The sequence below is a fragment of the Nodosilinea sp. FACHB-131 genome, assembly GCF_014695395.1.
Taxonomy (GTDB): domain Bacteria; phylum Cyanobacteriota; class Cyanobacteriia; order Phormidesmidales; family Phormidesmidaceae; genus Nodosilinea.
In genome coordinates, this window is record NZ_JACJOF010000007.1 from 198,831 (window position 1) to 224,660 (window position 25,830).

At 58.3% G+C, this 25,830-nt stretch carries 25 protein-coding genes and 1 pseudogene; 15 read left to right on the forward strand and 11 right to left on the reverse strand.

Annotated features, from left to right (window positions below):
- Positions 1–278 precede the first annotated feature (278 nt).
- Entirely contained in the window at positions 279–1,322 is a 1,044-nt protein-coding gene (locus tag H6F75_RS03990) for a Gfo/Idh/MocA family oxidoreductase (protein ID WP_073607301.1), read from the forward strand.
- Positions 1,323–1,339: 17 nt separating this feature from the next.
- Here the strand turns inward: H6F75_RS03990 and H6F75_RS03995 are convergent, their stop codons facing one another.
- Positions 1,340–1,960, reverse strand: coding sequence for a L,D-transpeptidase (locus H6F75_RS03995; protein WP_242019645.1), 621 nt, complete (start codon positions 1,958–1,960; stop codon positions 1,340–1,342).
- 70 nt (positions 1,961–2,030) lie between these two features.
- Here H6F75_RS03995 and lipA point away from each other — a divergent pair.
- The 3 genes and pseudogenes from lipA to H6F75_RS04010 form a co-directional block, all read left to right on the forward strand.
- Positions 2,031–2,915: pseudogene (gene lipA / locus H6F75_RS04000) on the forward strand (lipoyl synthase); the annotation flags it as partial.
- A 149-nt stretch (positions 2,916–3,064) separates the two neighbouring features.
- Positions 3,065–3,589, forward strand: a complete 525-nt coding sequence (locus tag H6F75_RS04005; protein WP_190749439.1) for a CAP domain-containing protein — start codon at positions 3,065–3,067, stop codon at positions 3,587–3,589.
- 284 nt (positions 3,590–3,873) lie between these two features.
- Complete coding sequence (locus H6F75_RS04010; RefSeq protein WP_190749441.1) at positions 3,874–4,116, forward strand: DUF4327 family protein; 243 nt, start codon at positions 3,874–3,876, stop codon at positions 4,114–4,116.
- On the opposite strand, the gene H6F75_RS04015 is transcribed toward H6F75_RS04010, so the two are convergent.
- A complete protein-coding gene (locus tag H6F75_RS04015; protein ID WP_242019647.1) occupies positions 4,113–4,508 on the reverse strand; it encodes a helix-turn-helix domain-containing protein in 396 nt (131 codons plus the stop codon). The two genes, H6F75_RS04010 and H6F75_RS04015, sit on opposite strands and share 4 nt — an antisense overlap.
- Before the next feature lie 377 nt (positions 4,509–4,885).
- Between H6F75_RS04015 and rlmB the strand changes: the two genes are divergently transcribed.
- Positions 4,886–6,400, forward strand: a complete 1,515-nt coding sequence (rlmB, locus tag H6F75_RS04020) for a 23S rRNA (guanosine(2251)-2'-O)-methyltransferase RlmB (protein ID WP_190749443.1) — start codon at positions 4,886–4,888, stop codon at positions 6,398–6,400.
- Positions 6,401–6,445: 45 nt separating this feature from the next.
- Positions 6,446–6,739: a DUF1816 domain-containing protein gene (locus H6F75_RS04025; RefSeq protein ID WP_190749445.1), complete on the forward strand. Its 294-nt coding sequence runs from the start codon at positions 6,446–6,448 to the stop codon at positions 6,737–6,739.
- A 241-nt stretch (positions 6,740–6,980) separates the two neighbouring features.
- On the opposite strand, the gene H6F75_RS04030 is transcribed toward H6F75_RS04025, so the two are convergent.
- Positions 6,981–7,823 (reverse strand): alpha/beta hydrolase, encoded by an 843-nt coding sequence (locus tag H6F75_RS04030; protein WP_190749447.1) that lies wholly within the window; start codon positions 7,821–7,823, stop codon positions 6,981–6,983.
- 112 nt (positions 7,824–7,935) lie between these two features.
- Positions 7,936–9,525: a hypothetical protein gene (locus tag H6F75_RS04035; protein ID WP_190749449.1), complete on the reverse strand. Its 1,590-nt coding sequence runs from the start codon at positions 9,523–9,525 to the stop codon at positions 7,936–7,938.
- 163 nt (positions 9,526–9,688) lie between these two features.
- Here H6F75_RS04035 and H6F75_RS04040 point away from each other — a divergent pair, with 163 nt between their 5' ends.
- The gene (locus H6F75_RS04040) at positions 9,689–10,567 is read left to right on the forward strand and encodes a DMT family transporter (protein ID WP_190749451.1); all 879 of its coding nucleotides are present in this window, start codon (positions 9,689–9,691) and stop codon (positions 10,565–10,567) included.
- Positions 10,568–10,576: 9 nt separating this feature from the next.
- Here H6F75_RS04040 and H6F75_RS04045 read toward each other — a convergent pair whose 3' ends face one another.
- Entirely contained in the window at positions 10,577–11,089 is a 513-nt protein-coding gene (locus tag H6F75_RS04045) for a pyridoxamine 5'-phosphate oxidase family protein (RefSeq protein ID WP_190749453.1), read from the reverse strand.
- A gap of 96 nt (positions 11,090–11,185) precedes the next feature.
- On the opposite strand from H6F75_RS04045, the gene H6F75_RS04050 reads away from it, so the two are divergent.
- Both H6F75_RS04050 and H6F75_RS04055 read left to right on the forward strand, forming a co-directional pair.
- Positions 11,186–11,764, forward strand: coding sequence for an SRPBCC family protein (locus H6F75_RS04050; protein ID WP_190749455.1), 579 nt, complete (start codon positions 11,186–11,188; stop codon positions 11,762–11,764).
- Positions 11,765–12,098: 334 nt separating this feature from the next.
- Positions 12,099–12,425: a hypothetical protein gene (locus H6F75_RS04055; RefSeq protein ID WP_190749457.1), complete on the forward strand. Its 327-nt coding sequence runs from the start codon at positions 12,099–12,101 to the stop codon at positions 12,423–12,425.
- Positions 12,426–12,516: 91 nt separating this feature from the next.
- On the opposite strand, the gene H6F75_RS04060 is transcribed toward H6F75_RS04055, so the two are convergent.
- Positions 12,517–13,917, reverse strand: a complete 1,401-nt coding sequence (locus H6F75_RS04060) for an IctB family putative bicarbonate transporter (RefSeq protein ID WP_190749459.1) — start codon at positions 13,915–13,917, stop codon at positions 12,517–12,519.
- 327 nt (positions 13,918–14,244) lie between these two features.
- On the opposite strand from H6F75_RS04060, the gene H6F75_RS04065 reads away from it, so the two are divergent.
- The 3 genes from H6F75_RS04065 (at position 14,245) to H6F75_RS04075 (ending at position 18,340) form a co-directional block, all read left to right on the forward strand.
- On the forward strand, positions 14,245–15,432 hold the full coding sequence (locus H6F75_RS04065; RefSeq protein ID WP_190749461.1) for a transaldolase: 1,188 nt from the start codon (positions 14,245–14,247) through the stop codon (positions 15,430–15,432).
- A gap of 374 nt (positions 15,433–15,806) precedes the next feature.
- Positions 15,807–17,288, forward strand: coding sequence for a circularly permuted type 2 ATP-grasp protein (locus tag H6F75_RS04070; protein WP_190749464.1), 1,482 nt, complete (start codon positions 15,807–15,809; stop codon positions 17,286–17,288).
- 95 nt (positions 17,289–17,383) lie between these two features.
- Entirely contained in the window at positions 17,384–18,340 is a 957-nt protein-coding gene (locus H6F75_RS04075) for an alpha-E domain-containing protein (protein ID WP_190749466.1), read from the forward strand.
- Here the strand turns inward: H6F75_RS04075 and H6F75_RS04080 are convergent.
- From H6F75_RS04080 to H6F75_RS04095, 4 genes are read right to left on the reverse strand one after another with little or no spacing between them, the layout of a single operon-like run.
- Complete coding sequence (locus H6F75_RS04080; protein ID WP_190749468.1) at positions 18,337–18,690, reverse strand: hypothetical protein; 354 nt, start codon at positions 18,688–18,690, stop codon at positions 18,337–18,339. The genes H6F75_RS04075 and H6F75_RS04080 overlap by 4 nt on opposite strands.
- 44 nt (positions 18,691–18,734) lie before the next feature.
- Entirely contained in the window at positions 18,735–19,394 is a 660-nt protein-coding gene (locus H6F75_RS04085; RefSeq protein WP_190749471.1) for a serine/threonine protein kinase, read from the reverse strand.
- A gap of 21 nt (positions 19,395–19,415) precedes the next feature.
- The gene (locus H6F75_RS04090; RefSeq protein ID WP_190749473.1) at positions 19,416–19,724 is read right to left on the reverse strand and encodes a TIGR03792 family protein; all 309 of its coding nucleotides are present in this window, start codon (positions 19,722–19,724) and stop codon (positions 19,416–19,418) included.
- Entirely contained in the window at positions 19,724–20,920 is a 1,197-nt protein-coding gene (locus H6F75_RS04095; protein ID WP_190749475.1) for a hypothetical protein, read from the reverse strand. Before H6F75_RS04095 ends, H6F75_RS04090 begins: the two co-directional genes overlap by 1 nt.
- Positions 20,921–21,278: 358 nt before the next feature.
- On the opposite strand from H6F75_RS04095, the gene hemC reads away from it, so the two are divergent.
- Together hemC and H6F75_RS04105 are read left to right on the forward strand one after the other, a co-directional pair.
- Positions 21,279–22,256, forward strand: a complete 978-nt coding sequence (hemC, locus tag H6F75_RS04100) for a hydroxymethylbilane synthase (RefSeq protein WP_190749477.1) — start codon at positions 21,279–21,281, stop codon at positions 22,254–22,256.
- 283 nt (positions 22,257–22,539) lie between these two features.
- Positions 22,540–23,877: a S41 family peptidase gene (locus H6F75_RS04105; RefSeq protein ID WP_190749479.1), complete on the forward strand. Its 1,338-nt coding sequence runs from the start codon at positions 22,540–22,542 to the stop codon at positions 23,875–23,877.
- Positions 23,878–23,946: 69 nt separating this feature from the next.
- On the opposite strand, the gene H6F75_RS04110 is transcribed toward H6F75_RS04105, so the two are convergent.
- Positions 23,947–24,912, reverse strand: coding sequence for a DUF362 domain-containing protein (locus H6F75_RS04110; protein ID WP_190749481.1), 966 nt, complete (start codon positions 24,910–24,912; stop codon positions 23,947–23,949).
- A 99-nt stretch (positions 24,913–25,011) separates the two neighbouring features.
- On the opposite strand from H6F75_RS04110, the gene H6F75_RS04115 reads away from it, so the two are divergent.
- Positions 25,012–25,749, forward strand: coding sequence for a DUF554 domain-containing protein (locus H6F75_RS04115; RefSeq protein ID WP_190749483.1), 738 nt, complete (start codon positions 25,012–25,014; stop codon positions 25,747–25,749).
- Positions 25,750–25,830 lie beyond the last annotated feature (81 nt).

Consider the following 25,830-nt stretch of genomic DNA (forward strand, 5'->3'; position numbering starts at 1 on the left):
GAGCACCCTGGCTCAGTCTCGGTATGGTGAATGGAACGGCGAGAAAATCAAGAAACGGTCTGCTAGACCGCGATCGCGCTATAAATCCGTGGTTCTCCATCAAAGAATGTCGCTATTCTTTACAGTGTGAAGCATTGTGATAGTATCTGAGTAATTTTACCTGGCCGTCTCAGTTCTCCACTCGCTCTGACGTTCGCACTAGATCAACTGTCGGCGTATCTTTGTCTCCTAGAGGAAGGACAGGCGTGCAAAACCCCATATTGTCATCTGCCTTGAACATGCACCTATCGCGAAATTTGCCCGATCCCATCCGCGTTGGCGTTATTGGTGTAGGTAATATGGGCCAGCACCACACCCGCGTGCTGAGCCGCTTCAAAGATGTCGAATTGGTGGGTGTGTCTGATGTCAACGTAGAGCGAGGCCTTGACACCGCTGGCAAGTATAGAGTGCGGTTTTTTGAAGACTACCAAGAGCTGCTCAAGCACGTCGATGCCGTATGCGTGGCCGTACCCACCCGACTGCATCACACCGTGGGTATGGCCTGTTTGCAGGCCGGGGTCCATGTCTTGATCGAAAAACCCATTGCCGCCAGCATTGCTGAGGCAGAATCGCTGGTGAACGCGGCCGCCGCCGCTAACTGCATTTTGCAAGTGGGGCACATCGAGCGATTTAATCCCGCCTTCCAAGAGCTCCATAAGGTACTCAAAACCGAAGAACTGCTGGCCCTAGAGGCCCGCCGGATGAGCCCTTATTCCCAGCGGGCCAACGATGTGTCGGTCGTGCTTGATCTCATGATCCACGACATCGACCTGCTGCTGGAGTTGGCAGGCTCTACGGTTTCTACCCTAACCGCCAGCGGCAGTCGCGCCTCTAATTCGGGTTACCTCGACTACGTCACCGCCACCCTGGGCTTTAGCAACGGCATTGTGGCCACGCTGACCTCCAGCAAAGTGACCCACCGCAAGATTCGCAGCATTACAGCCCACTGCAAAAACTCCCTTACCGACGCCGACTTTCTCAACAACGAGATTTTGATTCACCGGCAAACTACCGCCGACTGCTCCACCGACTACGGGCAGGTGCTCTACCGCCAGGATGGCCTGATTGAAAAGGTCTACACCAGCAATATTGAACCTCTCCACGCCGAGCTGGAGCACTTTGTGAACTGCGTGCGCGGCGGCGAAAAGCCCTCGGTCGGTGGCGAGCAGGCCCTCAAGGCGCTGCGCTTAGCCAGCCTGATTGAGCAGATGGCCCTAGACGGCAAGCCCTGGCATCATTTTGACCCCACTGCCCTCGGCAAAGAACTGACGGTAGCTGTATAGGTTCTAGCGTGACTCAACTAAGGCACTACTTTAATGGGAGTGCCCACTTTGACATGGCTATACAAGGTGTTGATGTCGGCTTCGAGCATGCGCACGCAGCCGTGGGAAACGGCCTCGCCGATTAGGGTTTCCTGGTTCGTGCCGTGGATGCCGATGTGATACTGCCCCTCCACCAAGAAGCCAATCCATCGGGAACCGAGGGGATTGCTAGGCCCAGGACCAATGGCTTCTTTGGTAATCGGGTGTTGCCACACCGGGTTGGTGCGCATGTCGCGGATCGCAAATTCACCCGCTGGGGTTTCCCAGTCGTCTTGGCCAATGGCTACCAAAAACTCGCCCCGCACTTCGTCGTTTTGATAAAGGGTGAGCCGTCGCCGACTGAGGCTGATGACCACGCGAGTGTTAGCGGTCATGAGGGTGTCTGGGGCCTGGGTAATGACCGTGGTGAGTCGCACTAAGCGGGTGCTGGCGAAGGGTTCTTCAAACTGCCAGCGAGAGCTAACCTGGTCTTGCCAGGCCCCAGCAGCCAGCAACCCTGCTGCGCCGTAGCACAGCACCATGAGACAGTGATTTAGGGGAGAGGGCGCATCCATCGGGTTGGTGTAGTCTCCCGGTACTCTTTTCCAGCATAACGCCATCACCTAGGGGCAGAGTGCAGTCCCGACAAGTGATGCTGAGGGTTGATATGATGAAAGCGCAAACACAAGGTCGGGGTTGGAGACGGTGGCGGTAAAACCAGAGTGGCTACGGGTTAAAGCGCCTCAGTGGGAACGGGTGGGCGAGGTCAAGGCAATTTTGCAAGACCTCGGTCTCAACACCGTCTGTGAAGAGGCTTCGTGCCCCAACATCGGCGAGTGTTTTAAGGCCGGTACGGCCACATTTCTGATTATGGGACCGGCCTGCACTCGCGCCTGTCCCTACTGCGACATAGATTTTGAGAAAAAGCCCCAGGCGCTTGACCCCACCGAGCCCCTGCGCCTGGCTGAATCAGTGCGGCGCATGAAACTCAACCATGTGGTCATCACCTCGGTCAACCGCGACGATCTGGCCGATGGTGGAGCCAGCCAGTTTGTGGCCTGCATTGAGGCGGTCAAGCACACGACCCCAGACACCACTATTGAGGTGCTGATCCCTGACCTGTGCGGCAACTGGCAAGCGCTGGAGACGATCCTGGCGTCTCGGCCCCATGTGCTAAACCACAACACTGAGACGGTGCCTCGACTCTATCGGCGAGTGCGGCCCCAGGGGGACTATGGGCGATCGCTCGAACTGCTGCGCCGCAGCCGCGAACTAGCCCCCTGGGTCTACACCAAATCGGGGTTAATGGCGGGTCTGGGTGAAACCGACGCCGAGGTGCAGCAGGTGATGGATGACCTGCGGGCTGTAGACTGCGACATTTTGACCCTGGGGCAGTATCTCTCACCGGGGCCAAAGCACCTGCCCGTGGCAGAGTTTGTCACCCCGGCCCAGTTTGACGCTTGGCGACAGGTGGGTGAGGCTAAGGGGTTTTTGCAAGTGGTATCGTCGCCGTTGACGCGCAGCTCATACCACGCCGAAGACGTACAGCGGCTGATGGCTCAGAATCCCCGTTAGATCTGCGATCGCTGCTGAGATTCTAATTGGCCTGTGGCATTAGACCTGGGCATCTTAGGTGAATCGAATGGAACCGCGAATTCTGCGCTGCCGTCAAAGGGATGGCAGGGTCGTCTATCGCCGTTAAGCATTCACCTCAGGAGATACCCATGCACCGATGGAAACAGGTTTTAGGCACTAGCTCGACGAGCATTGCCCTACTGGCGGCGGTAGGGGCAGGATTGCTGCCGGTGGCAATAGGGCCAGCGGCGATCGCCCAACGCCCGCCGGTCACAGTAGCCCAGGCCGATGTGACGATCGCCCAGGAGATTTTGCGCCTGGTCAACGTCGAACGCCAGCGGGTCAATGCGCCGCCCCTGGTGCTCAACGACAAGCTCACCACCGCCGCCCAGCGCCACGCTCAAGATATGGCCACCAGCCGCCGCATGAGCCACACCGGATCTGACGGCTCAACCATGCGATCGCGCATTGACGCCACTCAGTACAACTGGTCAACCATCGGCGAGAACGTCGCTATGGGGCAACCTACCGCCGCCGCCGTCATGGCTGCGTGGATGAGTAGCCCGGGCCACCGCCAGAACATTCTCAATCCTGCCTTTACTGAGCTAGGGGTAGGCTATGCCACGGGGGCAAATCGCCCCTACTGGGCTCAAGTGTTTGCCAGACCGCGCTAGGCCTCACCTAAGGAATGTCTTTGAGGGTAGGCTAATGCCAACCTAGACCAGTGGCCAGGATGAGTGTTCTACATGCAATAGCATCGTTATCGCTTGAGTACTCATCCAGCCAGAGCCGCTTTTGAACAGGCTTCAACGGTATACCAGGCTACAATGTTGCGCCATATGAACAAAGGTTAAGGATGCTTATTAACTGCTTCGCTCCCTTTTGTTGGGGTTGCACTATGTAGTTGGGATGGTAAGTAGATATCCTTATTGCCATCCAACCATTGGAGGGCTATTCCATGACCACTACAGCATCTAATTCGACCCTGACTCGGCATTACACCTTAGACGACATTCGCGATGAGGCTAAGCAGCTCGTAGAGTGCGGCACACTAGATCGTTGTCAGCCCATTTGTGCACTGTGTGGCTACATTGCCGCCCGAGAGTGGCCGTTTATTGAGGCTGAACTGGAAAATCACGACTACGGTCTGCGCGATCGCATCGGCGATCTGATCCCCCACGAAACCTGGAGCAATGACTAACGACCTCTGGAACCATAGAGGGTAGTTGGGCGCTTTCCAGGGCGATCGCTGCGCGAATCGCTGGGGCTATGCACTAGCCAGTGCTCACCCACCTGGTTAAGGGCTGCCATAATGGGCTGCACTTCCCGCCCTTTGGGGGTCAATGAGTACTCGACCCGTGGGGGAACCTCAGGAAACACCGTTCGCTTGACCAAGCCGTAGCTTTCTAGCTCCCGCAGCCGAGCCGTAAGGGTTTTGGTACTAATGCCAGGCAGGGCCGACAAAAACTCGTTAGTGCGGCGGCTGCCTTGAAACAGCTCTTGCAGGATGAGAATGGCCCACTTGCCGCCAATATATGACAACACCAGATGAACCGGACAATCGAGCTTCGTACCGTTAAATGTGTGAGGCATAGGCATCACTCCGGTATGGGTGTCATTTTCCATTGTGAAGGATTATTCCGGGGATGTTGGTTACTCTGGCACTGAATGCCAAGAATTTAAGCTTCTTTTTAGATCGATCCCCAAGCCGCTTAGACAAAGCTGCAATCAACCCCTGGGGACTTGGCTAAAGCAATTCTGGCTGCACCTAGGCTAGTAAGAAAGTAGCTAAGCTCTTGGTCAATAACGGTCTGAGGGCCTAGGGCTTTTGTCCCTCCTGAGCTTGCCCGTTCAGATCAGTACCTAGGCAGTCAGCCTGCAAAAATTAGGGATGATAAGGTAGTCGTACGCCGTGCTAGCCTAGGCTTTCTGCTTAATTTTTTGGTTTCTAACTCCTACCAGGTGTGGCCATGTCGTCCCAAAAGCCTTTCCGCAACCCCAATCGTTCTTCTGGGTCGGAGCCTCGCCAAAATGCTGAGGGTTACCGAGGTGGCAGACCCCGCCAAGGTGGCGAGGGTAAGCCCCGTTATGACAGCGATAAACCTCGCTATGACAGCGGCAAGCCCCGTTCTAAGGATGACAAACCTCGCTACGGTGAGGGCAAACCCCGCTACGGCGACGAAAAGCCCCGCTATGACAGCGATAAACCCCGCTTCAAAGACGACAAGCCTCGCTACGAAGGTGGGAAGCCCCGGCAAGGGGGCGACAAGCCCCGTTATGGGGATGAGAAACCCCGCTATGCTGGCGACAAGCCCCGCTTCAAAGACGACAAACCTCGTTATGACAGCGGTAAACCCCGCTTTAAGGACGACAAGCCTCGCTACGAAGGTGGGAAGCCCCGGCAAGGGGATGACAAGCCCCGCTATGACAGTGGCAAGCCTCGCTTCAAAGACGATAAACCTCGCTATAGGGGCGACAAGCCTCGTTACGAGGGCGACAAACCTCGCTATGGCAGCGATAAGCCTCGTTATGAAGGCGGCAAGCCCCGCTATGACGAAGGTAAGTCTCGCTATAAGGGCGTTGACCGTGCTGCCGCTGCTCCACGCTCGTTTGGAGTTGGCAGCCAGGGGGCGGGGGATGGCGACGATGTGCAGGACGAAACCGATTTGATCTACGGTCGTCACGCTGTGGAAGCCGCTCTCCAAACTCAACGGCCCCTAAATCGCGTGTGGGTTAACGATCGCATCCGCTACGATCCCCGGTTTTTACCGCTGATCGATGAGGCCAAGGCCAACGGCGCAGTGATTGATGAAGTAGACACGATACGGCTCAACCAGATCACCGGCGGCGCTAACCATCAGGGGATCGCTGCCCAGGCCGCTGCTCACACCTACCACGATCTCGACGAGATGATCGAAACCGCCCTAGGAGCGGCTAAGGTGCCGGTGATTATTGCCGCCGACAGCATTACCGATCCCCACAATTTAGGAGCGATTATTCGCACTGCCGAAGCTCTGGGGGCTCAAGGGATCGTGATCCCCCAGCGGCGAGCGGTAGGGGTAACATCAACCGTGGCTAAAGTGGCTGCTGGCGCTCTCGAAAGTCTGCCCGTGGCGCGGGTCATTAACCTAAAGCGCGCCCTCGATGCCCTCAAGGAAAAGGGATTTTGGATCTATGGGCTGTCCTCAGAAGCGAGTCAGCCGGCGCACCGCACCACTTTTGACCGCCCAACGGTAATTGTGGTCGGGTCTGAGGGCAGCGGTCTCAGCCTCACTGTGCAGCAGAGCTGTGACACGCTGGTATCAATTCCATTACGAGGAATGGTTCCTAGCTTAAATGCATCGGTGGCTACAGGCATGGCTCTCTATGAGATCTATCGTCATCAATGGGTGGCCCAGGAGCAAATATCCTCTTTGCAAAATCAAAAGCAAGGCAGTATAACCAAAAATGGTGCGGCGTTGCCTAAGAATGGTCTAGAGCCGTAGCTATCCCTTGAGAGACATTTGAAACTAGGCAGATAGGCAGAAGCTATGAACAACCTTTTAGGTCGCATTTTTAGTAGCATTTTAGGCCCGAGCAAAGCCTGGTGGGTCGAAATTAAGACCAGTCAGCCCGCTTGCACCTACTACTTTGGCCCCTTTGATAGCGAGTCTGAGGCCCACAGTGCCAAGGGCGGCTACGTCGAAGACTTGGAGCAGGAAGGGGCGCAAAACATTCAACTGGTAGTTTTGCTGTGCAGCCGCCCCAAGCAGCTCACGATCACCGAGGAGTGGGATACTCCCGTAGAAGAATTTTCGACCCCTGCCCTTAGCGGTCAGCCCTAGGAAACTGTAGTCATCGCCAAATCGGTGAGGACATTCTGCCTAACCCCTTGAGTCATTGCTATAGGTCAATACGCCGCCCCAGTTCTTGCCAGTGGTAATGACTCGTGTGCAAAACGCAGTGGCTAACGCTATGAATCAGTCGCTTAGAGTTTTCCTCCAAAAACGTTATAGGGCAGAACGCATACTCATTTTCTAAGCCTGTTGTGCTTAAGCTCTAGACAGCTATGGCATTTGAGCGGGCTTATCTCGATTGGCTGTCAGTGTTTCGCAGCGTTAGCTCAGCTTCGTGCCGTTCTAACCAGATGTCAATATCGGCTAGCAATTGATCTGGAATTTCCCAGGGCAGCAGGTGGGCCGTGTTGGGGTAGCAGTGGCTTTCTGCCCTAGGCAGATGGTCAGCGGTTTCGAGGCTGGCCTGGGCAGTGATGTGGCAGTCGTCTGCTCCACAGAGCACTAGGCAGGGCACGGCGATCGCCCCTAGATCGGGTAGACGGTTATAGCGGCGGCCTAGGGCGCGGTTGAGGGCACGGTTCGCCAGGGGCGAAGTGCTTAAGTAAGCCCAAAAGCCTTCCTTTGCCAGACGGTGGTAAGCGTGGGGGGTATGCTGCCGCAGCAGGTATCGGTAGAGCGATCGCGGCCCCAGCCCATAGCGCACCAGCCCATTGCCAGGAGCGATCACATTCAGGATTGATCCCAGACCGGTGTTGACCAGCTCCAGCCAGGTGGTGGGTGGGTGGGCACCCACGGGGCGGGCGGCCGTGGCAATGAGAATCAGCCCCGCCACCCGTTGAGGGTAGCGCAGTGCCAACTCCATCGCCAAAATGCCTCCCAGCGACCAGCCCAGCACCAGGCAGCGATCAATGCCCTGGGCATCGAGCAGCTCTACTAGATCTGTGAGGCTGTCGTCGAGGTCGAAGGGCGATCGCGTTTGGCTAGCGCCGTAGCCCCGCAGGTCAGGGGCTATGGTCTGGTAGCGATCGCTCAACCGTTCTATAAACACTCCCATGGTTTTGGCCGATCCCGGGTGCCCATGCAGGCAAAGAATAGGAAAGCCCTTGCCCTGGATGGCGCAATGAAGTTTCATGATGTCTGGCGATCCCCGCTGTAGCGCACCCAATTCACCATAGCCCGGCTAGGCGGGATGCTGCTAAATAACCTTGAGTTGGCGCTTAGCAAGCCGGCTTTAGTCTAGGGCTTTAGTCTTGGGCGGCAGGAGCGGTGGTAGCTAGCTCCGGGGTGGAAGCGGGCCGGCCCATGCAGAGTTCAGCGGCATCGTCTTTGCTTAGAGTGCCTAGATCAAGGCTGGGGTCATTCGGGCTAGAGGGGCTGAACTTTGGCAGTGATGCTAGCGAGCCCTGAGCTTCAGCCGCAGTGGGCAAGAACTGACCACTAGGCGATAGGCAGTAGGCGATCGGCAATCCCTTGGCGGGAGTATTGGCTGTCGGAATCAGGTGAACTGTTTCGGGATCAACCTGGCTTTGGTGATGTAGGACTGGCGCTGCACCGTCCCTCAAGGCAGTGGCTTCAAGCTGAGCGGTTGGGTTGGGGAGAATGTCTGCCGGGTCAGCCTGTGAGGGCGCGATCGCCGCTTCTTCCGCCAGCGTGACCCTTGGGGTAGAGCTGACCTCAGCTGCCGATGGGGTCGGTTGAGGAGAAACGAGCTGAGGCTGAGGGGGGGCCGCGTTGAGGGGTAGGCTCTCGGGAAGGGCTCCGGAGGGAACCGCTGTGCCAGTTGCCGCCCCTGAGCGGACCGACTCCCACAGCACGGGCGACTGACCGGCTGGGCCAGGGTTGACCGCCGCTGACGCCACCTGGCTCTGGTGGTCGGCGGTGCCTGTCTGGCTAACTGGGCCTGGGGTAGGGGTCAGGGCTACGTTGCCGCTGGATTGATGGGCAACAGACTGGGCGGTCTGGGCTGGGGATGCTGTTCGCAGAGCATTGACGGGTGCCGGGTTGCTGATAGCAGCGGCATTAGGCGGGCTGCTAGGCTCAGAAGGTACGGCATTCTGACGGACAGCAACCTGAGGAGTTGTGGTTGCTCCAGGGATAGGGTCTGCTGGCCGGGATGCCACAGTTCCTCCGTGAAGCCTAGTGGTAGCGCTAGAGGTCTCTGCTTCGGCCTGGGCTACGGTCAACACGGGAGCCTGCTGTTGGGGTCGGGCGCTATAGCCCTGGTGCCCGAGTGGGGCAATGGGATAGGTGCGGGCTACGCTGGCCGACTGTGCTGGGGCCAAAGCGGCGCTGCTGAAACTAGGAGTATTGACGGGGGAAGGGTTTGCCTCGGGGGCAATGGGTGTAGGCCGAGAGGGTGCGGGCAGAGGGGTGATCCCCTGTGTGTTAAAGGTGTTGCCCTGGGTAACGTTAAAGGCTGGATTTTCCGCAGCTGCTGTTGGCTGAGAGAGATTGGGACGGGCTAAGGCTGCCGGTTGGGGAGCGGTCGCCAGCGGGGTTGACGACGATAGGCGAGCACCCTGCTGGCCCCGCAGGCGCTGTAGCCGATCGCGCAGGGCTGCCGCCTGAGGGATGTCGCCATTGTTCCTAGCTGTGGTAGAAGCCGCGCCCACAGCCGGGTTAAGACGATAGCTGCCTTGAATGACCTGACGAGGGCGCACTTCGGGGCGGGCCATGGGGCTAGAAGCTGTGGCTGTGAGCCCTGGTTGAGCCTTGATTTCGGCGGCGTCCCCATCGGGGGGAGCCGTGCTCGGGTTAGGAGAGCTGGATTGTTCGGCACTACAGGCCGCCAAAGCCAGTAGCCCGCTGCATGATGCTAGAGCCCAGACACGCATAACTCAGATTTTCCTAGGATTGGTCAGACTGTCTTGGTTCTCTCTACGGCGATCGCCCCCTCGATCAGCACATTCCTGGGGCAGAAGTGTAAAGATTCTGTTGCATTCCGCTATGGTGACATTACGCAAAATTTAAACGTTGTAAAGCAGGTCTTACCTAGTTATGCGAGGTGAACTAGCGGCCCTAACGGCGGCCTTTCTGTGGGCGGTTGCCACGGTGGTGTTTGGGCAGCTAGGCAAGGCGCTGTCGCCGCTGGTGCTCAACTTGGCCAAGGGGGCGATCGCCCTGGTGCTGCTCTCCCTCACCCTGGTGCTGATTGGCCAGAGTGCGGCAGGCCTGGATCGTCAAGCTGTAAGCATTCTGGCCCTCAGTGGCGTGATTGGCATTGGCTTGGGCGATACGGCTTACTTTGCCGCCATCAACCACCTCGGTCCTCGGCGGGCGCTGCTGCTCGAAACCTTGGCTCCGCCCCTGGCCGCCCTGCTGGCCCTGGTGTTTTTGCAGGAAACCCTTAGCGGTCGCGCCTGGCTGGGCATGGGCCTCACCCTGACCGGAGTGGTTTGGGTCATTGCTGAGCGCGTGCCGGGGGCAGCCTCTGTCCGAGCCGATTACCAAGGCGTGCTGTATGGGGTGCTGGCGGCTCTGGGGCAAGCCACCGGGGCGGTGATGTCGCGGGCCGTGCTGGCCGGTACTGAGGTTGCCCCCATGTGGAGCTCACTACTGCGGCTGGGGGGTGGCTTCGTTATCATTGTGGGAATTTTGCGATCGCAGGGGCCAGTAGTGGGGCAGCTCAGGCCCCTGCGATCGCCCAAATTGCTAGCCGGGGTAGCGCTGGCGGCGGGCTTCGGCACCTACCTGGCGATTTACCTGCAGCAGATGGCGCTGAAATATGCCGCTACTGGTGTCGCCCAGGCGCTAACCTCTACCAGCCCGCTGTTTGTGCTGCCCCTGGCGGCGGCCCTGGGCGATCGCGTCAGCCTACGGGCAGTGGTGGGGGCAGTGGTGGCCCTACTGGGCATCGGCATTCTAGTGAATGGCTAGGCAAAACGCTTAAGCCAGGGCGTTATCGGGGCCGGTTTGGGGTGGGCCGATTAGCTGGCTCAAATTCTCAGGGTCAACGGCGTAGGCAGCCCCAAACCCCATCACAAACCGCCCCGCCTGGGGGCTGAGGCAAAAAATTTGAAAGTCATCGAGCGACCGCAGCATGGGGATAATGTCTCCAAAGCGCTGCTCAAAGCGATCGGCCACCGCGTCCCACGTGGCGGTACCTCGGGGCAGCAAGCTGGCCTGGCAGTCGTAGGCAATGCGCTGCCGGGCAAACGCCTGAGGGGCAACTGCCTCATCTTCGATCAGCAGAATGCTCGCTAAACCACTGGTTTGCAGGTTCGCTGTGTGGGCCGACAGGCCACTGGTGAAGATATAGATTTGGTAGTCTGCGTCCATCACATAGGGCGCGTAGCTGGCGTGGGGCAGCCCAGCGCTGTTGACGGTGCTCAGCATCAAGCTGTGTACCCGGGCGGGCAAGTCTTGGTAGGCCGCTAAAACCGCTGCAAAACTAGGCATTGGCGAATGGCAGTAAGCTATAGAAACAACGGATTGGGGCTGTGCCGCAGCGGCGGCTTAGCGCTACAGTAATTGAGTTTTGGCACTCTGGATATTATGTCGCGTTTATCTCGTCAAGTTCAGCCCGCTGAAGCCTACCTAGGCAAACTGACCCCGGCTGATTGGGCGACGCTAGCCAAACGCGATGTGTTGGTGAAGGGCGGCAAGGGCCAGTACGGAATCATGGCGGCGACCCCCGTGTCCCACGCCATGGCTTGGAACGTGCTGACCGACTACGATAACTTCTACCAATTTTTGCCAACGGTGGTGAAAAGCCGCGTAGTTGAAACTGACGGCGATCGCACCGTGGTCGAGCAGCTCGATCGCCGCCGCATTTTGCTCTCCACTATGGAATCAACGGTGCTGACCGAAAATTTGGAGCTAGACGGTCAGCAGATCAGCTTCCGACTGCTCAAGGGCAACTTGGAGTACATGTACGGGCACTGGCGCATCGATACCGCCACCCTAGCGCCGGGCACTGAGCCGGTGCGGTTACTCTCGCAACAGGTGCGAGCCGAAGCGGATGTCGGTCCTTTTAAGTCAATGTTCTATAACCTGTTTGAGGCTGGCTTAGTTGACACCATCAAGGCTCTGCGTGGCGAGATGGAGCGCAGAGCCGCTTCGCCTAATCTTTAGGAAACATAAAGTCTTAGGCATTTTTACGCAGATCAGAGCAAAAAGGTCGACGGCCGCCGCAACTTGTTCGATACTTAAAAGCAATGATCCCCAACGCTTTGCGATATAAGCGTTAGGGTAGTCTTATCAGAGCCTAAGCCAAACTCAAGGCTGACTCCTTACAGTTTGTAATGTTTATCCGGATGCAATTGTTCCGGGAATCCTACGAAGTGATTGTAAGGAATTCATAAAGACCCCTTAGATTGTGACCCTAGCTATGGGTACTCTCAAGGAAGGTGAAGGTGCTGCTGCCGGCTAATCGTTCTTCTGGTCGTTTGATTCTGGTCTTTGGGACATGCAAACTCCGCTTTCCACTAACCTCAGCCGCTACGCCCCAGCCGTCGATCATTTGCTGTTCTACAAGATCGTCCCCGATGCCGACGGCATCCGGTTGCGCATTTGGGAAAGTGCCACTGACCTAGATCAAAGCCCATCTCCCTACCTCTACATCCTCAATCTGCGGGTAGAGTCCATGGCAGAGGCTAAGAAGCGCTTAAAGGCTCACTTGGCGCTCAACGGGGGAACTCTATCCGTTGGTCAAGAGCTGCCTCAAAAAGGCAAAGTCAAACTTCTGCCCTATCCCACTTGGGATGGCACTGAAGGCATGGAAGACAGCTACTAACGTACTCCGGCGGACCAAGAGACGAATCTATCTTTGGTTATAGATCGCTAGGTCTATAGACCTAGGCCGGTTAGCTGTTCCAGTTAACTGGCTATTCCTGGCGCACCTTGAAGGAGCGACCGCTCCACACCTGCTGCGCTGGATAGTAGCTGGCTACTAGGGCGATCGCCATCCACCACAGCGTACTGATTTGAGGCCGATACATTACTGTGTCGGCGATGCCCTGGCCGAGGATGCCGGTGATCGAGGCGATCGCCCCCATCAGCCAGTAGCCCTGCTGATCCTGCGTGGCCCTCAGTCGCTGAAGCTGCACCCAGCCCTGATGGAAAATCAGCAGCAGCAGCCATAGAAACGCCGTCAACCCAATGATGCCCCCCTCGACCAGCACCTCTAAAAAGACTGAGTAGGCACTCAAAGCGGTGTAGCGAGGCCGCTGAAAGAGGGGATAGATTGCATTAAAGGCGTCATTGCCGGGGCCGATGCCCAAAATAGGGCGGGCGTAAATCATGTCGATGACGGCAGCCCATACATTCATCCGGAAGTTATTGCTGCTGTCGGCTCGACCGACAAAGATACTCAACACCCGCGCCCGCAGCGAATCAACCGAAATTACCCCTGCTATGACTACCGCCGCTGCTCCACCCAGCAATAGCGGCAGCGCCCAACGCTTCCAGAAAGGCGAAAACCAAATACTCCAGTACTGCACCACCAGCGTCATCAGCACAAAGCCCGCGATCAAAAAGCCAATCCAGCCGCCGCGGCTGAGGGTCAAAATCAGGCATAGCGTGTTCACTAGGGTGGCCAAAATGGCTAGCCCCTTTGGCACCCAACGAGGCCAGGCAAACACGGCCGCAGCACTCAACATCACCCCTGGAATGAGGTAGCCTGCCAACAGGTTAGGGTTGCCCAGAAAGCTGTACACCCGCGTCACATCGGCCACTGCCGAGTTGCTGTCTACCCAGGTAGCCAGGGCGGTCGCCCCAAAAAAATATTGCCGCAGGCCGTATATCGCTACGGGTAAGGTGGTCAGAATATAGGCCAAAATCAGTAGGCCCCGGGCCTGAGGCCGCCGCGCCACCCGCGCAATTAGCAAAAACAGCAAGATATTGAGCGTCAGCTTGATCAGCCCGCTGACGGCTGCCCCCCGCACCGGCGAAAAAGCCGTGGCCAGCACCATCACTCCCCAGTAGACCGCCACCGTCAGGTGAACCGGCGACAAGCCCGCCCCGGCTTCATCGGTGAGGGTGAGCAAGGTCCACAGGGCTGCCGCCTCCAGCAGCAGCACCCCAATTAGCGTGGTCGAGACGTAGGGAGCCAGGGCAAACAGCAGCACCACAATAGCCAGGCCAATCCAGTCGCCCCAGCGCAGCAGCCAGCTGCCCTGCCGCCACCGCCGCAGCGGGGCCAGCAGCCGGTGGATCAGGCTGGCATCGCGCCACTGTTCTAGGGCAAAACCAGAGAGGGTGAGCTGTTGCCAAAAGTCAGTCAGCATCGGATATAGGAGGGGCGATCGCCGATAAAATCCCTCCCATCATGCCAAGCTTTGACCGAGTTGACGCACTTGATTAATTTCTATCGGCAGCGAAAATTTGGGTGTAGGGTGCAAGGTATAGGGTTCAAGGCGGCGCCCTAGACCCTATACCTCGCGCTCTGAACCATTAAGAAACCGTTAGGAATAGGGGATCGTTTAGGGGACACACAATGTTTTGTAACTGCCCTGTAGCTTTAACTAAGGGTTAATGCCCGGCTCAGAATCCCCTGCTTACAATGGGGATAACACCAGAAATCCCCTTTTGCCCCCAAATTTCAGGAGAAACCCATGGCCAGCCTCTTAGAGCAGCTTCGGCAGATGACCGTTGTTGTCGCCGACACCGGCGACATTCAAGCCATTGAGAAATTTACCCCTCGCGACGCCACCACCAACCCTTCACTGATTACGGCGGCGGCGCAGATGCCCCAGTACCAGGCCATTGTTGATGACACTCTGCTCAAGGCTAAGGCCGATGCCGGGGAGGGAGCGTCGGATAAAGACGTGGCTAACCTGGCCTTTAATCGCTTGGCGGTCGCCTTTGGTCACAAAATTTTGGGCATTATCCCCGGCCGGGTTTCTACCGAGGTCGATGCTCGGCTCTCCTACGACACCGAAGCCACGGTGTCCACCGCCCGCGATATCATCGCCCAATACGACAAGCTGGGTATTACCCCTGAGCGAGTGCTGATCAAGATTGCCTCCACATGGGAGGGCATCAAAGCCGCTGAGATTTTGGAGAAAGAGGGCATCCACTGTAACCTGACCCTGCTGTTTGGTATTCACCAGGCGATCGCCTGTGCCGAAGCGGGCACTACCCTGATTTCTCCGTTTGTGGGTCGCATCCTTGACTGGTACAAAAAAGACACCGGTCGCGAAGAGTACCCTGCCCCCGAAGATCCCGGCGTGCTCTCGGTAACCGAGATCTACAACTATTACAAGAAATTTGGCTACAAGACTGAGGTGATGGGAGCCAGCTTTCGCAATGTGGGCGAAATCACCGAGCTGGCGGGCTGTGACCTGCTGACCATCTCACCCCAGCTGCTAGCCAAGCTCGACGAGACCCAGGCCGACCTGCCCCGCAAGCTTGACCCTGCCAAGGCCGCGTCGCTAGATATTGAGCAAATCTCCATCGATGAAGCAACTTTCCGGTCGATGCATGAGAGCGATCGCATGGCCACCGAAAAGCTCGACGAAGGCATTAAAGGGTTTAGTAAGGCCCTCGAAACCCTAGAGGGCTTGCTCGCTAACCGTTTGACCCAGCTCACCGAGAGCAATAGCACGACCGCTACCGCTCGGGATGACCAGTTTGACCTATTTAGAGCCTATGACTTAGACGGTGACGGCTTTATTACTCGGGAAGAATGGCTCGGCACCGATGCCGCCTTTGATGCCCTTGACCTTGACCACGACGGCAAGCTTTCTTCCTCAGAGATTGTGGCCGGACTGGGGCCTGCCTTTGAGGTTGCTTCGGTCTAACTTTTGGGGATTGAAATAATCCAGACCTCTGAGAATCCGAGGTTTTCTCGTCGTCGATACGGGCATGAGAAAATCTGAGCTGGTTAGCGATCGCCAGCTGAACCCTAATGCAGGGTTCGGCTGGCGATTACTTTTACTTTGACCAGTTGCCTAGCCCAATATTGCCAGGCTGGGAGTGGCTCTGCCAGGGTGTTTCCGCAAAACCGTATTGAACGCTACAGCTTGCCGCGCCCCTACCCCAGTATTGGTTAGAGCTACTGGGCTGCTTTCTATCCCTGAGAGAAGGCCCTGCCCCATTCCTATTGCTGTGCTGACTGGCCACCCAGGCACCCTGTAGAGATGACCCCCAACCCTGGATTTTTAGGAGGCCCCTGGTGCTATTTGACGCCTACGACCCCGGCGACTTTTTTGACGAACTGTTTTTAAGCCAGGGCCAGCCTCGCCCCGAAGCCGAGCTGCTGGTGCGGCGAGTCAACGTCATGTCGTTGGTAGAGCTACAGCAGCGGCAAAAAGCGGTGCAAAATGCTTTATTTAAGCTAGGTGTCACCTTTAATGTCTACAGCGACAACCAGGGCACCGAGCGCATCTTTCCCTTCGATGTAATTCCGCGCATCGTGCCGGGACACGAATGGGAATGGATCGAAAAGGGTCTCAAGCAGCGGATCTACGCGATCAACTGCTTTATCCACGACGTTTACAACGATCAGAAAATTTTGAACGATGGCGTGATTCCGCGCCATGTAGTGGAGTCGGCTCCCGGGTTTCTCAAACCCTGCATGGGCCTCAACCCGCCCAACAACATCTGGTGCCACATCACCGGCACTGACCTGGTGCGCGACAAAGAGGGCACCTGGTACGTGCTCGAAGACAATATGCGCTGCCCGTCGGGGGTCTCCTACGTGCTCGAGAACCGGCGGGTGATGAAAAATACTTTTCCCCACCTGTTTGCGGCCATGGATATTGCAGCGGTGGATGACTACGCTAGCCAGCTGCTGGAAACCCTGCTGAACCTGGTGCCCGAGACGCTGATTAACCCTCGGGTAGCGGTGCTCACCCCCGGCATGTATAACTCGGCCTACTTTGAGCATTCCTTTTTGGCCCAGCAGATTGGCGCTGAACTGGTGGAAGGGCGCGATCTGGTGGTCTCAGACGGCTACCTCAAAATGCGCACCACCAAGGGTCTGGAGCGGGTCGACGTGGTGTATCGCCGCATCGATGATGACTTTATAGATCCCCTGGCCTTTCGGTCCGACTCGCTGCTGGGAGTGCCGGGGCTGATGGAGGTGTATCGGGCTGGGCGGGTGGCGATCGCCAACGCCTTGGGCACCGGCGTCGCCGACGACAAGCTGATCTATGCCTACGTGCCACAGATGATTCGCTACTACCTCGACGAAGATCAGCTGATCCCCAACGTGCCGACCTACCTGTGCGAAGACGCCACCCAGCAGGCCCACGTGCTCGACCACTTAGACCAGCTGGTGGTCAAGGCCACCAATGCCTCCGGCGGCTACGGCATGCTGGTCGGTCCCCACGCCACCGCAGAGGAGCGGGCAGAATTTGGCGATCGCATCCGCGCCAACCCCCGCGGCTATATCGCCCAGCCCACCCTCTGCCTCTCGCGGGTGCCCACTCTGATCGACGGCAGCTTCGAGGGCTGCCATGTCGATCTCCGGCCCTACATTCTCTACGGCCAGGATGTCTACGTGAACCCCGGCGGCCTCACCCGAGTTGCCCTCCAGCGCGGCTCTCTGGTAGTAAATTCCTCCCAAGGCGGCGGCAGCAAAGACACCTGGGTCGTGAAATCCATCGATCCCAACGCCAAATTGCCCATTCAGTTTGGCGGAGTGTCTGTATAGGCGAGTGAAGGCCCAAAAGAACCTTGTCACTCCTAACCCCACCTACCCCCTACCCTCCGACTCCCTACCCTCCAACTCTCTACCCCCTCACCCCCATGCTGAGCCGCGTCGCCGATTCGATCTACTGGCTAAACCGCTACGTGGAGCGGGCCGAAAACGTGGCCCGCTTTGTGGACGTAAATCTGAACTTGCTGCTGGATGCCCCTCCCGGCATGGAGCAACAGTGGGAGCCTCTGGTCAGAACTACCGGCGATCAGGCGCTGTTTAAGGCCCGCTATGAAGATGCCTCGGCGGAGAATATTCTAAGATTTCTCACTTTCGATCGCGAGTACCCCAACTCGATCATCTCCTGCCTCAGGTCGGCTAGAGAGAATGCGCGATCGGTGCGGGAGATCATTTCTTCAGAAATGTGGGAGCAGGTAAATTCGTTTTACCTAATGGTGAATGAGGCCGCCGATGGCGGGCTGCTGTCAGAGCTGCACAACTTTTTCCCGGAAGTCAAGATGGCCAGTCACCTGTTTGCTGGGGTGATGGATGCCACCATGGCCCACACCGAGGGCTGGCACTTTGGCCAGCTGGGGCGACTGCTGGAGCGGGCCGACAAAACCGCCCGCATTCTCGATGTGAAGTACTACATTTTGCTGCCTTCGGTAACCGACGTGGGCTCGCCCCTAGACGACTTGCAGTGGATTGCCCTGCTCAAGTCGGCCAGCGCCTACGAGATGTATCGCAAGTGCCAGTACCGCATTACCCCGCGCGGGGTGACGGAATTTTTGATTCTCAACCGGGAGTTTCCCCGCTCCATTCAGTTTTGTCTGATCGAGGCGGAGCGATCGCTCCATCAGATCTCTGGCACCTCAATGGGCACCTGGCGAACGGGTAGCGATCGCGCCCTTGGTCGCCTGCGCTCTGAACTCGACTACCTCACCATCGACGAAATCACCCAGCGGGGCCTGCATGAATTTCTCGACGATCTGCAAACCCGGCTCAACACCGTCGGCAAGCAAGTATTCTCTGACTTTTTTGCCCTAGAGCCAGCTTCACTGCCCTAGCGCACCAGCACCAGCAGCAGGCTCAGCAACAGTAGCCCACCCAGTGCCATTAGCCCCGGATGATTGCGCAGCCAAAACCTTATTTGCTGACCAAACGCAGGGGTGGGCAGCGCCAGATCTTCAGCCGGCTTGACCGAGCGATAGAGGGTGCAGGTTGTGGCCTTAGGGCGCTGGGGGAAGTTGCAGGTGTCGTCGGCGTCGTAGAGGCAGGTAGTGCAGAGAGCCTCATCCCCCTGGGTGCGGTGCAGCGTCATGCCGGGGTGGCCGTGGGCCTTGAGGGTCAGCTGGCAACGGGGGCACTGAATTGTGGTGGGTTCGATCGGGGCTTGGCAGCGGGGGCACGAAAGCATAGCAACGGGGGCAGCGTCATACCGTCAACAACTATGGCCGTATGCTAGCGCAGGCCAACCCCTACTAGACGGCGAAACAGCCGGTACCCAACCCGCACCCAGTCCAACATAAAGTAGGGCATCCGCAAGCCCAGGGGGCGAAAAAAAGGCCGATAAAGCCACCAATAGGCACGTTTTACGTCCTGCCAAGCCCGGTCGGGCGCTGAATTTAGGAAATCGGACACATCAACTACCACCCCACGCCCTTCGTGCTGCATGACGTTGCGCCCGTGGACATCGTGGGGAAACAGCCCCCGCTGGCGGGCGTAGGCCAGGGCGGCATCAATGTCTCGAATTACCTGGGGCGGAATGTCAAGGCCCCGGTGCAGCGAGTCGTATAGGTTCACTCCGGCCAGGCGCCTCAAGATTAAAAAGGGAGTTTCACTGAAGTAGCACTGCGAAAAAGCGGGATGCTCGCCCAGGCGGCGATAGACCTCCACCTCGGCCTCAATGCCCGGTCGGCCCGGAGCGTAGACTTTGACGACCTGCTCGGGATAGTCGGGGTGCGCAAAAACGGCAGCATAGTTGCCAGTCCCTAGGCAGCTCCAGGGCGTTGGCAGCCGATACACTACGACTGGATCGCAGGGGTCGATACTCTCGAGGTGTAGGTTTGGCAGTAGCTCTTCGCGAACGCGTTTTACTAGCGCCTGAATCGGATCCAGCATGGGGTGAAATGAATTTGCCGGTTAGGGAGAAGGGTAGCGCCGCACCTGGTATTCGCGGGCATCGATCATGCGGTAGGAAAAATTCACGACGGCGTCAAACTGCTTTTCGATCGCCTCTAAATCGGCTTGAGGAATGGCCTTCCACTGCTCGCGAGTTTGCCAGCGCACGACATACACCACCTGGTCGAGCAAATCGGGCGAAATCCACACTTCCTTGGAGATAAAGCCGGGATACTGGCTCAGAGCGGCTGTCCAGATCTCGTTATCGACGCGAACAAAGGTTTCACGGTTTTCAGGATCGACCGCAAAGGTGAGCCATTCAATCACCACTAGGATGCTTCCTCCATCAGACGCGCAATCCGTTCTTCAAAGTAAGCCTGCTGGGCACCGAGCACCCGCGCCAGCACCAGTCCTTCTCGATAGGCAGCCAGGGCCGATGGGGTGGCCCCTAGCTGCTCGTGCACCTGGCCTAGCTGGTCGTAGGCGGCCATCATGCCGTAGGCGCTGTGGGCCTGCTGCTCTACCAGCAGGAGCTGTTCATAGAGGTAGCCCACATCGGCCCAGCGGCCAAGGGTTTTGTAGATCTCGGCCAGGTCGTTAATGGCGATCGCGGCAACTTCGAGCTGCTGCTGCTCGATCGCATTGGTGTAAGCAATTTGGTACTGGCGGGAGGCGGTGTCGAGATCGCCTAGGGTGCGGTAGTTGTTGGCCACCCGGTGCTGAAGGGGCGCAATTTGCGGCCAGAGGGTTTCGTTGCTTTGGTATAGGGTGAGCAGGCGCTGCTGTAGGGCGATCGCTCCAGCAAAATCCTGGGCCTGCTCCAGATTCTCGGCCTGGAGTCCCAGGTAGCGAATCTCGTCTTCCAGATCACTGTTAGCCTGGGCCAGCGCTACCAGCTCGCCGTAGACCTGGGCCGCTTCAGGAAAGTAAAACCAGTCAGCCCGCAGCACCGCCAGAGCATCGAGCTGGCGGCGCTGCTCAGCGCCATTGCCTCCAACCAGAGCAGCATCGACCAGGTCGCGGCGAATTTCGGCGGCGGCATCGACATCCCCTAGTACTTCGTAGGTGGCGGCCATACCCTCTAGCCGCTCGCCATCGTCCGGCAGCGTGAGGTCGGCGCGAATTTCGTCGAGGCGCAGGGCGTAGAGCTGTAGATCGGGGGTGGCGTTGCGATCGCGCAGTACCTGTCCGACCCGCTCAATAGCGGCGAGCTCGGCGTCAATACCCAGCAGGCGGCGCAGACGAATCTCCCGCCGCCAGAGCAGGCGAGCCGCCTCTAACTCTCCCGCTGCGTCTAGGGCGACGGCCTCTAGGGCCAGCTGGTCAAGCTCTTGCTCTAGGGCGTAAAGCTCTAGCGGGCTGAGGGGGCGAGGCACCGTCTGTCTCGGCGGCAGCAGCGGGTCGAGGGGGTTGTCTTGCAGGGGGTCGGACAAAAAGGGAAAGCGAATTTCCGGGCGCAGGGCCTGGGCTAGCGCCAGCGGGGTAGTGCTGAGGGTGAGGGCGATCGCCACAGAAAGACTGCCCAATAGGCGAGTGAGCGGCCTATTTGTCGGTAAAAAACGAGGTGCAAAAAACTGGCGAGGCAACGGTTTTTCCCAAGCTGCTCACCCATCATAAACGCCGTCAACCCCCTAATGTGACAACCCCGTAACATCTCTGGAAGGCTCACCCTAGAGGGAGCCGCATCCTGTAATCTGAAGATTCGGTAGCGATTTAACCGCCCTACCCGTAGCGCTGCCCAAACGGCTGAAAACCGGTTGCCTCGTCCGTTGATCGGGATGGCCGTTTGGCTCACAACTGCCTAGGCCGATCTCCCCAGGATCCTGACGTAAATGGCGGTTGTCGTAGCGCCGTTACTAACCCTTTGCAAGCTTGTTTCAGACTATGCAATCCACCGCATCCCCCACTGTTTCGACTTCCCGGCGCACCGTTCGCATCGTGTCTCGCAAGAGCCAGCTGGCGCTGATTCAAACCCACTGGGTGCGGGATGAGTTGCAGCGGCACTTCCCCGATCTCGCTTTTGAAATTGTCACCATGGAGACCCAGGGTGACAAGGTGCTCGACGTGTCGCTCTCCAAAATTGGCGATAAGGGCCTGTTTACCCAAGAGCTGGAAGACACCATGCTGCGGGGCGACAGCGACTTTGCCGTGCACTCCCTCAAAGACTTGCCTACCCGTCTGCCCGAGGGGCTAATGCTGGGCTGCGTCACCCACCGCGAAGACCCCGCCGATGCCCTAGTCGTCCACGAGAAGAATAAGGACAAAACCCTGGCCACCCTGCCCGAGGGCGCGGTGATTGGCACCTCGTCTCTGCGGCGGCTGGCTCAGCTGCGCCACCACTATCCCCACCTCACCTTCAAAGACATTCGCGGCAACCTCAACACTCGCCTGCGCAAGCTCGATGAGGGCGGCTACGACGGCATTATTCTAGCGGTGGCCGGTCTACAGCGCATGGATATGGGCGATCGCATCCACGAAATTCTTCCCGCCGAGATCTCTCTCCACGCTGTGGGGCAGGGTGCCCTGGGCATCGAGTGCCGCACTGGTGATGAGGAAATCCTCAAACTGCTGAGTGTGCTCTCCCACGCACCTACCACCGCCCGCTGCCTGGCCGAACGCGCCTTTTTGCGCGAGCTAGAGGGGGGCTGTCAGGTGCCCATTGGCGTCAACACAGACCTGGTGGGCGATACTCTGACCCTTACCGGGCTCGTAGCCAGCCTCGATGGCCAGCGGGTGATTAAGAACGTTGTGCAGGGGCCTGCGACTGAGGCTGAAGCTCTCGGTGAACAGCTGGCTCAGCATCTGCGGGCTGAGGGGGCTCAGGCCATTTTGGACGAAATCAACGCCACCAACCGCTCTTAGTAAGCTGCGATCGCACCCCAGGACTAAAGTCTGACCATCGTGGTTTGCCAACTTGCTCAGGGACTAAATGCTTAGTCGGCTGGCATCAGCTTGGGGTACCTAGGGGGCCAATTTGAAAAGCGGCCCCATTTACCCAGCAGAACTAAAGAAAAGCCTAAAATCTCCACAAAGCGGCCTCTGCATCTGGCCAAAGAGATAAATCATCGGTCACAATAAGCTCAAGATTGGCCGGATGCGTGCCCCCGACTCGTCTTCCCTCCGTGTCCAGGCTGGTATTAACACGATGTCAATTCCCTCCTTCCCTCGGCTCCTGTCTCTGGTGCAGCCCTCTACCCTAGCCTTTGTTCCCCTTGCGTTTGCCGCTGTGGCCGCTGAGGCAACCTTGGCCGCTACACCGCTAACTGAGTTTGAAGACAGCCCTAAGGTTGTTATTGATGAAGCCTGGCAAATCATCAATCGCGAGTACGTAGACGACAGCTTTAACCAGGTTGATTGGCAAGCCCTGCGCCAAGACCTGCTCGGGCGGGAATACACCTCTAAAGAGGCGGCCTATGGCGCATTGCGGGCTGCTTTGCAGCAGCTCGATGACCCCTACACCCGGTTCCTCTCGCCAACAGAATACGCTGACCTCACCGAGCAGACCTCTGGCGAAGCCTCGGGAATTGGCGTGCGGCTAGAGCGCAACAGCCAGACCGGGGCAGTGGCAGTGACGAGTGTGGCCCCAGGTTCGCCAGCCGAGCTGTCTGGGATTGTTGCGGGCGATCGCATTTTGCTAGTCGATGGTCAAAGCACCGAGCGGCTCACCGCCGAGGGCGTGCTGCAACAGCTGCGGGGCAACGAGGGCTCCCAGGTAACCCTCACCGTCTCTAGCGCCGGCGGCGCTCCCCGCACCGTAATCATGACCCGCGCTCGGATGGATCTGCCCACCGTTGAATACTCCCAAAAAACGGTCGGCGGGCGCCCCATTGGCTACATTCGGCTGATTGAGTTCAACGCCAACGCCGCTACGCAGATGGCCGACGCAATTGGCAGCCTGACCGAGGCTGGGGTCGAAGGGTTTGTGCTTGACCTGCGCGGTAACCCTGGCGGACTGCTAATGGCTAGCGTTGACATCAGCCGCATGTGGCTGCAGCACGGTCAAATTGTGCGCACCCTCGATCGCCAGGGCAATGACGAAGCAATTTCGGCCAATCGCACCGCCCTCACCGATCTACCGTTGACCGTACTGGTCGATAGCCGTTCGGCCAGCTCCAGCGAAATCCTGACCGGAGCCCTGCGCGACAACGACCGGGCCACGGTGGTGGGCAACACCACCTACGGCAAAGCCCTGGTGCAGTCGCTCCACGGGCTCACCGATGGCTCTGGCCTGACCGTGACCGTAGCTCACTACTACACTCCCGATGGCACCGACATCAGCAGCCGGGGCATTACCCCCGATGTCGAGGTGGGCTTGAGCGATCGCCAGCGCCGCGAGCTGTTTAGCAACCCCGCCCTGCTCGGTACCGATGCCGATGCTCAGTACCTCCGTGCTGCCGAGGTGCTAGAGCAAACCATTCTCGCCAGCCAGACGCGACCGACCACTGGCGCTAGCCGTCTGGGCCTCATTAACCCGACTGAGTAACGGCCAAGTTAACTGTTCAGGACGGGAGGGTGCAGAATATGCTCCCTCCCGTCCTCATTTAGAGTCGGCTTAGAGACGCTCGGCGTAGGTGGTCACCGGCTCTTTGATAAAGCGAACGTAGAGGTGCTTGAAGGTGGACTTCACCACCCGAGGCAGGCCAAAGTCGATGGGCATGACTTCGGTGGGCAGCTGCCAGTCGGTCACCCGCAGATCATCCGGGGTGAGTAGCGGGAAAGCCAATTCCTCCCAATCGGGACAGACTCCTAGGCGCATCGACTGGGCCACCGTGGGCACCGCCAGCGGATCGGCCCCTAGCACGGTGACCATGGCGCGATCGAGGGCAAACACGTTAGCAGATGCCCCTAGCACGCCTAAATTTCTGGGCTCCCCGCCGCTGGGGCCATTGCCCTCGTGGCCCACAATGCCATCCACAATGGTCAGCTCAGGATCGATCAGCCGCGCCGTCTCTACCAGCATGGTGCCAAAGCGCTGCACGTCTTTGCCCGCCTCCATGTGCCACCAGGCCTTCATTTTGCCGGGCACGCAGCCAAATAGGTTTTTGACCCCCAATGTGAGGGTGAGCTGCACGTGGGACTTAACCTTGGGCAGGTTGATCACCACGTCGGCCTCCATCACTTCTTTGGAGAGACGCAGATGGTCAAATTCAGGGTTGTCAGTGGGGTAGCGATCGCCGTGCAGCTCTACGATCGGCAGCCCGAGTTCCTGAGCCAGGGGCAGCAGACCGTTGGCCTTGGCCACCCCCCGAGCGCTGCCAAAGGCGGGGCTGTCACCCAAAAAGGGCTGACCGCCAGCGGCTATGACCTGCTGAGCTACGGCGTAGATCAGCTCAGGCCGGGTAGTGCATTCTTTAGTGGGGCGAGCGCTAGTCAGCAGGTTGGGCTTGAGCAGCACACGATCGCCCGATTTGACAAAGGCCCCCATGCCACCGAGGGGCGCGAGTAGCTGAGTGAGCGACCGCTCCAGTTCATCTCTCCGGTAAGACTGAGCGCGCATCAAACTGACTGGCACCACCATGGCACTCTCCCGGAATAAATGGTCTGATTGGAGAATAACGCGGAACCGAAGCACCGCGCATCTACTGTCTGCCCCACCATCCCCTGTGAGGACTTTACTATGCTCAGCCTGTGGGCCAAAACCAGCGGCACCTGGATTAACGTCGCCACCATTCTGCTGGGCACAACGGTGGGACTCATGCTGCGCAGCCGCTTGCCCAAATCGATGCAGCAGATCATCACCCAGGCCGTGGGGCTGATGACCCTGGTCATGGGGGTCTCCATGGCCAGTAATCTGTCTGATATCGACGCTGGCCCCATCGACGGCATCATTCTGGCGCTGCTGGTGATGGCGATGGGGGGGATGCTGGGCGAATGGTGGCAGATTGAGAAACGCCTCTCGGTATTGGGCGACTGGCTCAAGGCCAGGGTGCGAGGCGGAGGCCGCTTCACTGAAGGGTTTGTGGCGGCCAGCCTGTTGTTTTGCATTGGCCCTATGGCCATTGTCGGCAGCCTCAACAACGGCCTGTCAGGCGACAATGCTCTGCTCACGTTGAAGTCTACGATGGATGGGCTGGCGGCGATCGCCCTCACCGGCACCTACGGCGTTGGCGTGGGCTTTTCAGCCCTCAGCGTGCTGGGGGTGCAGGGGGCTCTGTCGCTGCTGTCCAGCCTGTTAGGGTCTGTTCTGGCCGACCCAACCACGAGTCCTCAAGTTTTGCTAATCACTGGGACTGGTGGGCTGATGATTTTAGGTATTGGTCTGAATCTGCTCGAAATTGGCCAAGTCAGGGTGGCCTCGTTTTTGCCAGCGCTGCTGCTGTGCCCGGTGGCGATCGCCCTGGCTCAGCATCTATAGCAGCCGTTGAATAAATCGGCTCCAACAACAATGCCGGGCTGTATCGCTACAACCCGGCATTGTTGAATCAATCCATGGGAA

Bases quoted from the DNA above. Each gene is read 5' to 3' on its own strand.
- H6F75_RS03990 (WP_073607301.1), top strand. From the start codon at position 279: ATGCACCTATCGCGAAATTTGCCCGATCCCATCCGCGTTGGCGTTATT.
- H6F75_RS03995 (WP_242019645.1), bottom strand. From the start codon at position 1,960: ATGGCGTTATGCTGGAAAAGAGTACCGGGAGACTACACCAACCCGATG.
- H6F75_RS04005 (WP_190749439.1), top strand. From the start codon at position 3,065: ATGCACCGATGGAAACAGGTTTTAGGCACTAGCTCGACGAGCATTGCC.
- H6F75_RS04010 (WP_190749441.1), top strand. From the start codon at position 3,874: ATGACCACTACAGCATCTAATTCGACCCTGACTCGGCATTACACCTTA.
- H6F75_RS04015 (WP_242019647.1), bottom strand. From the start codon at position 4,508: ATGCCTCACACATTTAACGGTACGAAGCTCGATTGTCCGGTTCATCTG.
- rlmB (WP_190749443.1), top strand. From the start codon at position 4,886: ATGTCGTCCCAAAAGCCTTTCCGCAACCCCAATCGTTCTTCTGGGTCG.
- H6F75_RS04025 (WP_190749445.1), top strand. From the start codon at position 6,446: ATGAACAACCTTTTAGGTCGCATTTTTAGTAGCATTTTAGGCCCGAGC.
- H6F75_RS04030 (WP_190749447.1), bottom strand. From the start codon at position 7,823: ATGAAACTTCATTGCGCCATCCAGGGCAAGGGCTTTCCTATTCTTTGC.
- H6F75_RS04035 (WP_190749449.1), bottom strand. From the start codon at position 9,525: ATGCGTGTCTGGGCTCTAGCATCATGCAGCGGGCTACTGGCTTTGGCG.
- H6F75_RS04040 (WP_190749451.1), top strand. From the start codon at position 9,689: ATGCGAGGTGAACTAGCGGCCCTAACGGCGGCCTTTCTGTGGGCGGTT.
- H6F75_RS04045 (WP_190749453.1), bottom strand. From the start codon at position 11,089: ATGCCTAGTTTTGCAGCGGTTTTAGCGGCCTACCAAGACTTGCCCGCC.
- H6F75_RS04050 (WP_190749455.1), top strand. From the start codon at position 11,186: ATGTCGCGTTTATCTCGTCAAGTTCAGCCCGCTGAAGCCTACCTAGGC.
- H6F75_RS04055 (WP_190749457.1), top strand. From the start codon at position 12,099: ATGCAAACTCCGCTTTCCACTAACCTCAGCCGCTACGCCCCAGCCGTC.
- H6F75_RS04060 (WP_190749459.1), bottom strand. From the start codon at position 13,917: ATGCTGACTGACTTTTGGCAACAGCTCACCCTCTCTGGTTTTGCCCTA.
- H6F75_RS04065 (WP_190749461.1), top strand. From the start codon at position 14,245: ATGGCCAGCCTCTTAGAGCAGCTTCGGCAGATGACCGTTGTTGTCGCC.
- H6F75_RS04075 (WP_190749466.1), top strand. From the start codon at position 17,384: ATGCTGAGCCGCGTCGCCGATTCGATCTACTGGCTAAACCGCTACGTG.
- H6F75_RS04080 (WP_190749468.1), bottom strand. From the start codon at position 18,690: ATGCTTTCGTGCCCCCGCTGCCAAGCCCCGATCGAACCCACCACAATT.
- H6F75_RS04085 (WP_190749471.1), bottom strand. From the start codon at position 19,394: ATGCTGGATCCGATTCAGGCGCTAGTAAAACGCGTTCGCGAAGAGCTA.
- hemC (WP_190749477.1), top strand. From the start codon at position 21,279: ATGCAATCCACCGCATCCCCCACTGTTTCGACTTCCCGGCGCACCGTT.
- H6F75_RS04105 (WP_190749479.1), top strand. From the start codon at position 22,540: ATGTCAATTCCCTCCTTCCCTCGGCTCCTGTCTCTGGTGCAGCCCTCT.
- H6F75_RS04110 (WP_190749481.1), bottom strand. From the start codon at position 24,912: ATGGTGGTGCCAGTCAGTTTGATGCGCGCTCAGTCTTACCGGAGAGAT.
- H6F75_RS04115 (WP_190749483.1), top strand. From the start codon at position 25,012: ATGCTCAGCCTGTGGGCCAAAACCAGCGGCACCTGGATTAACGTCGCC.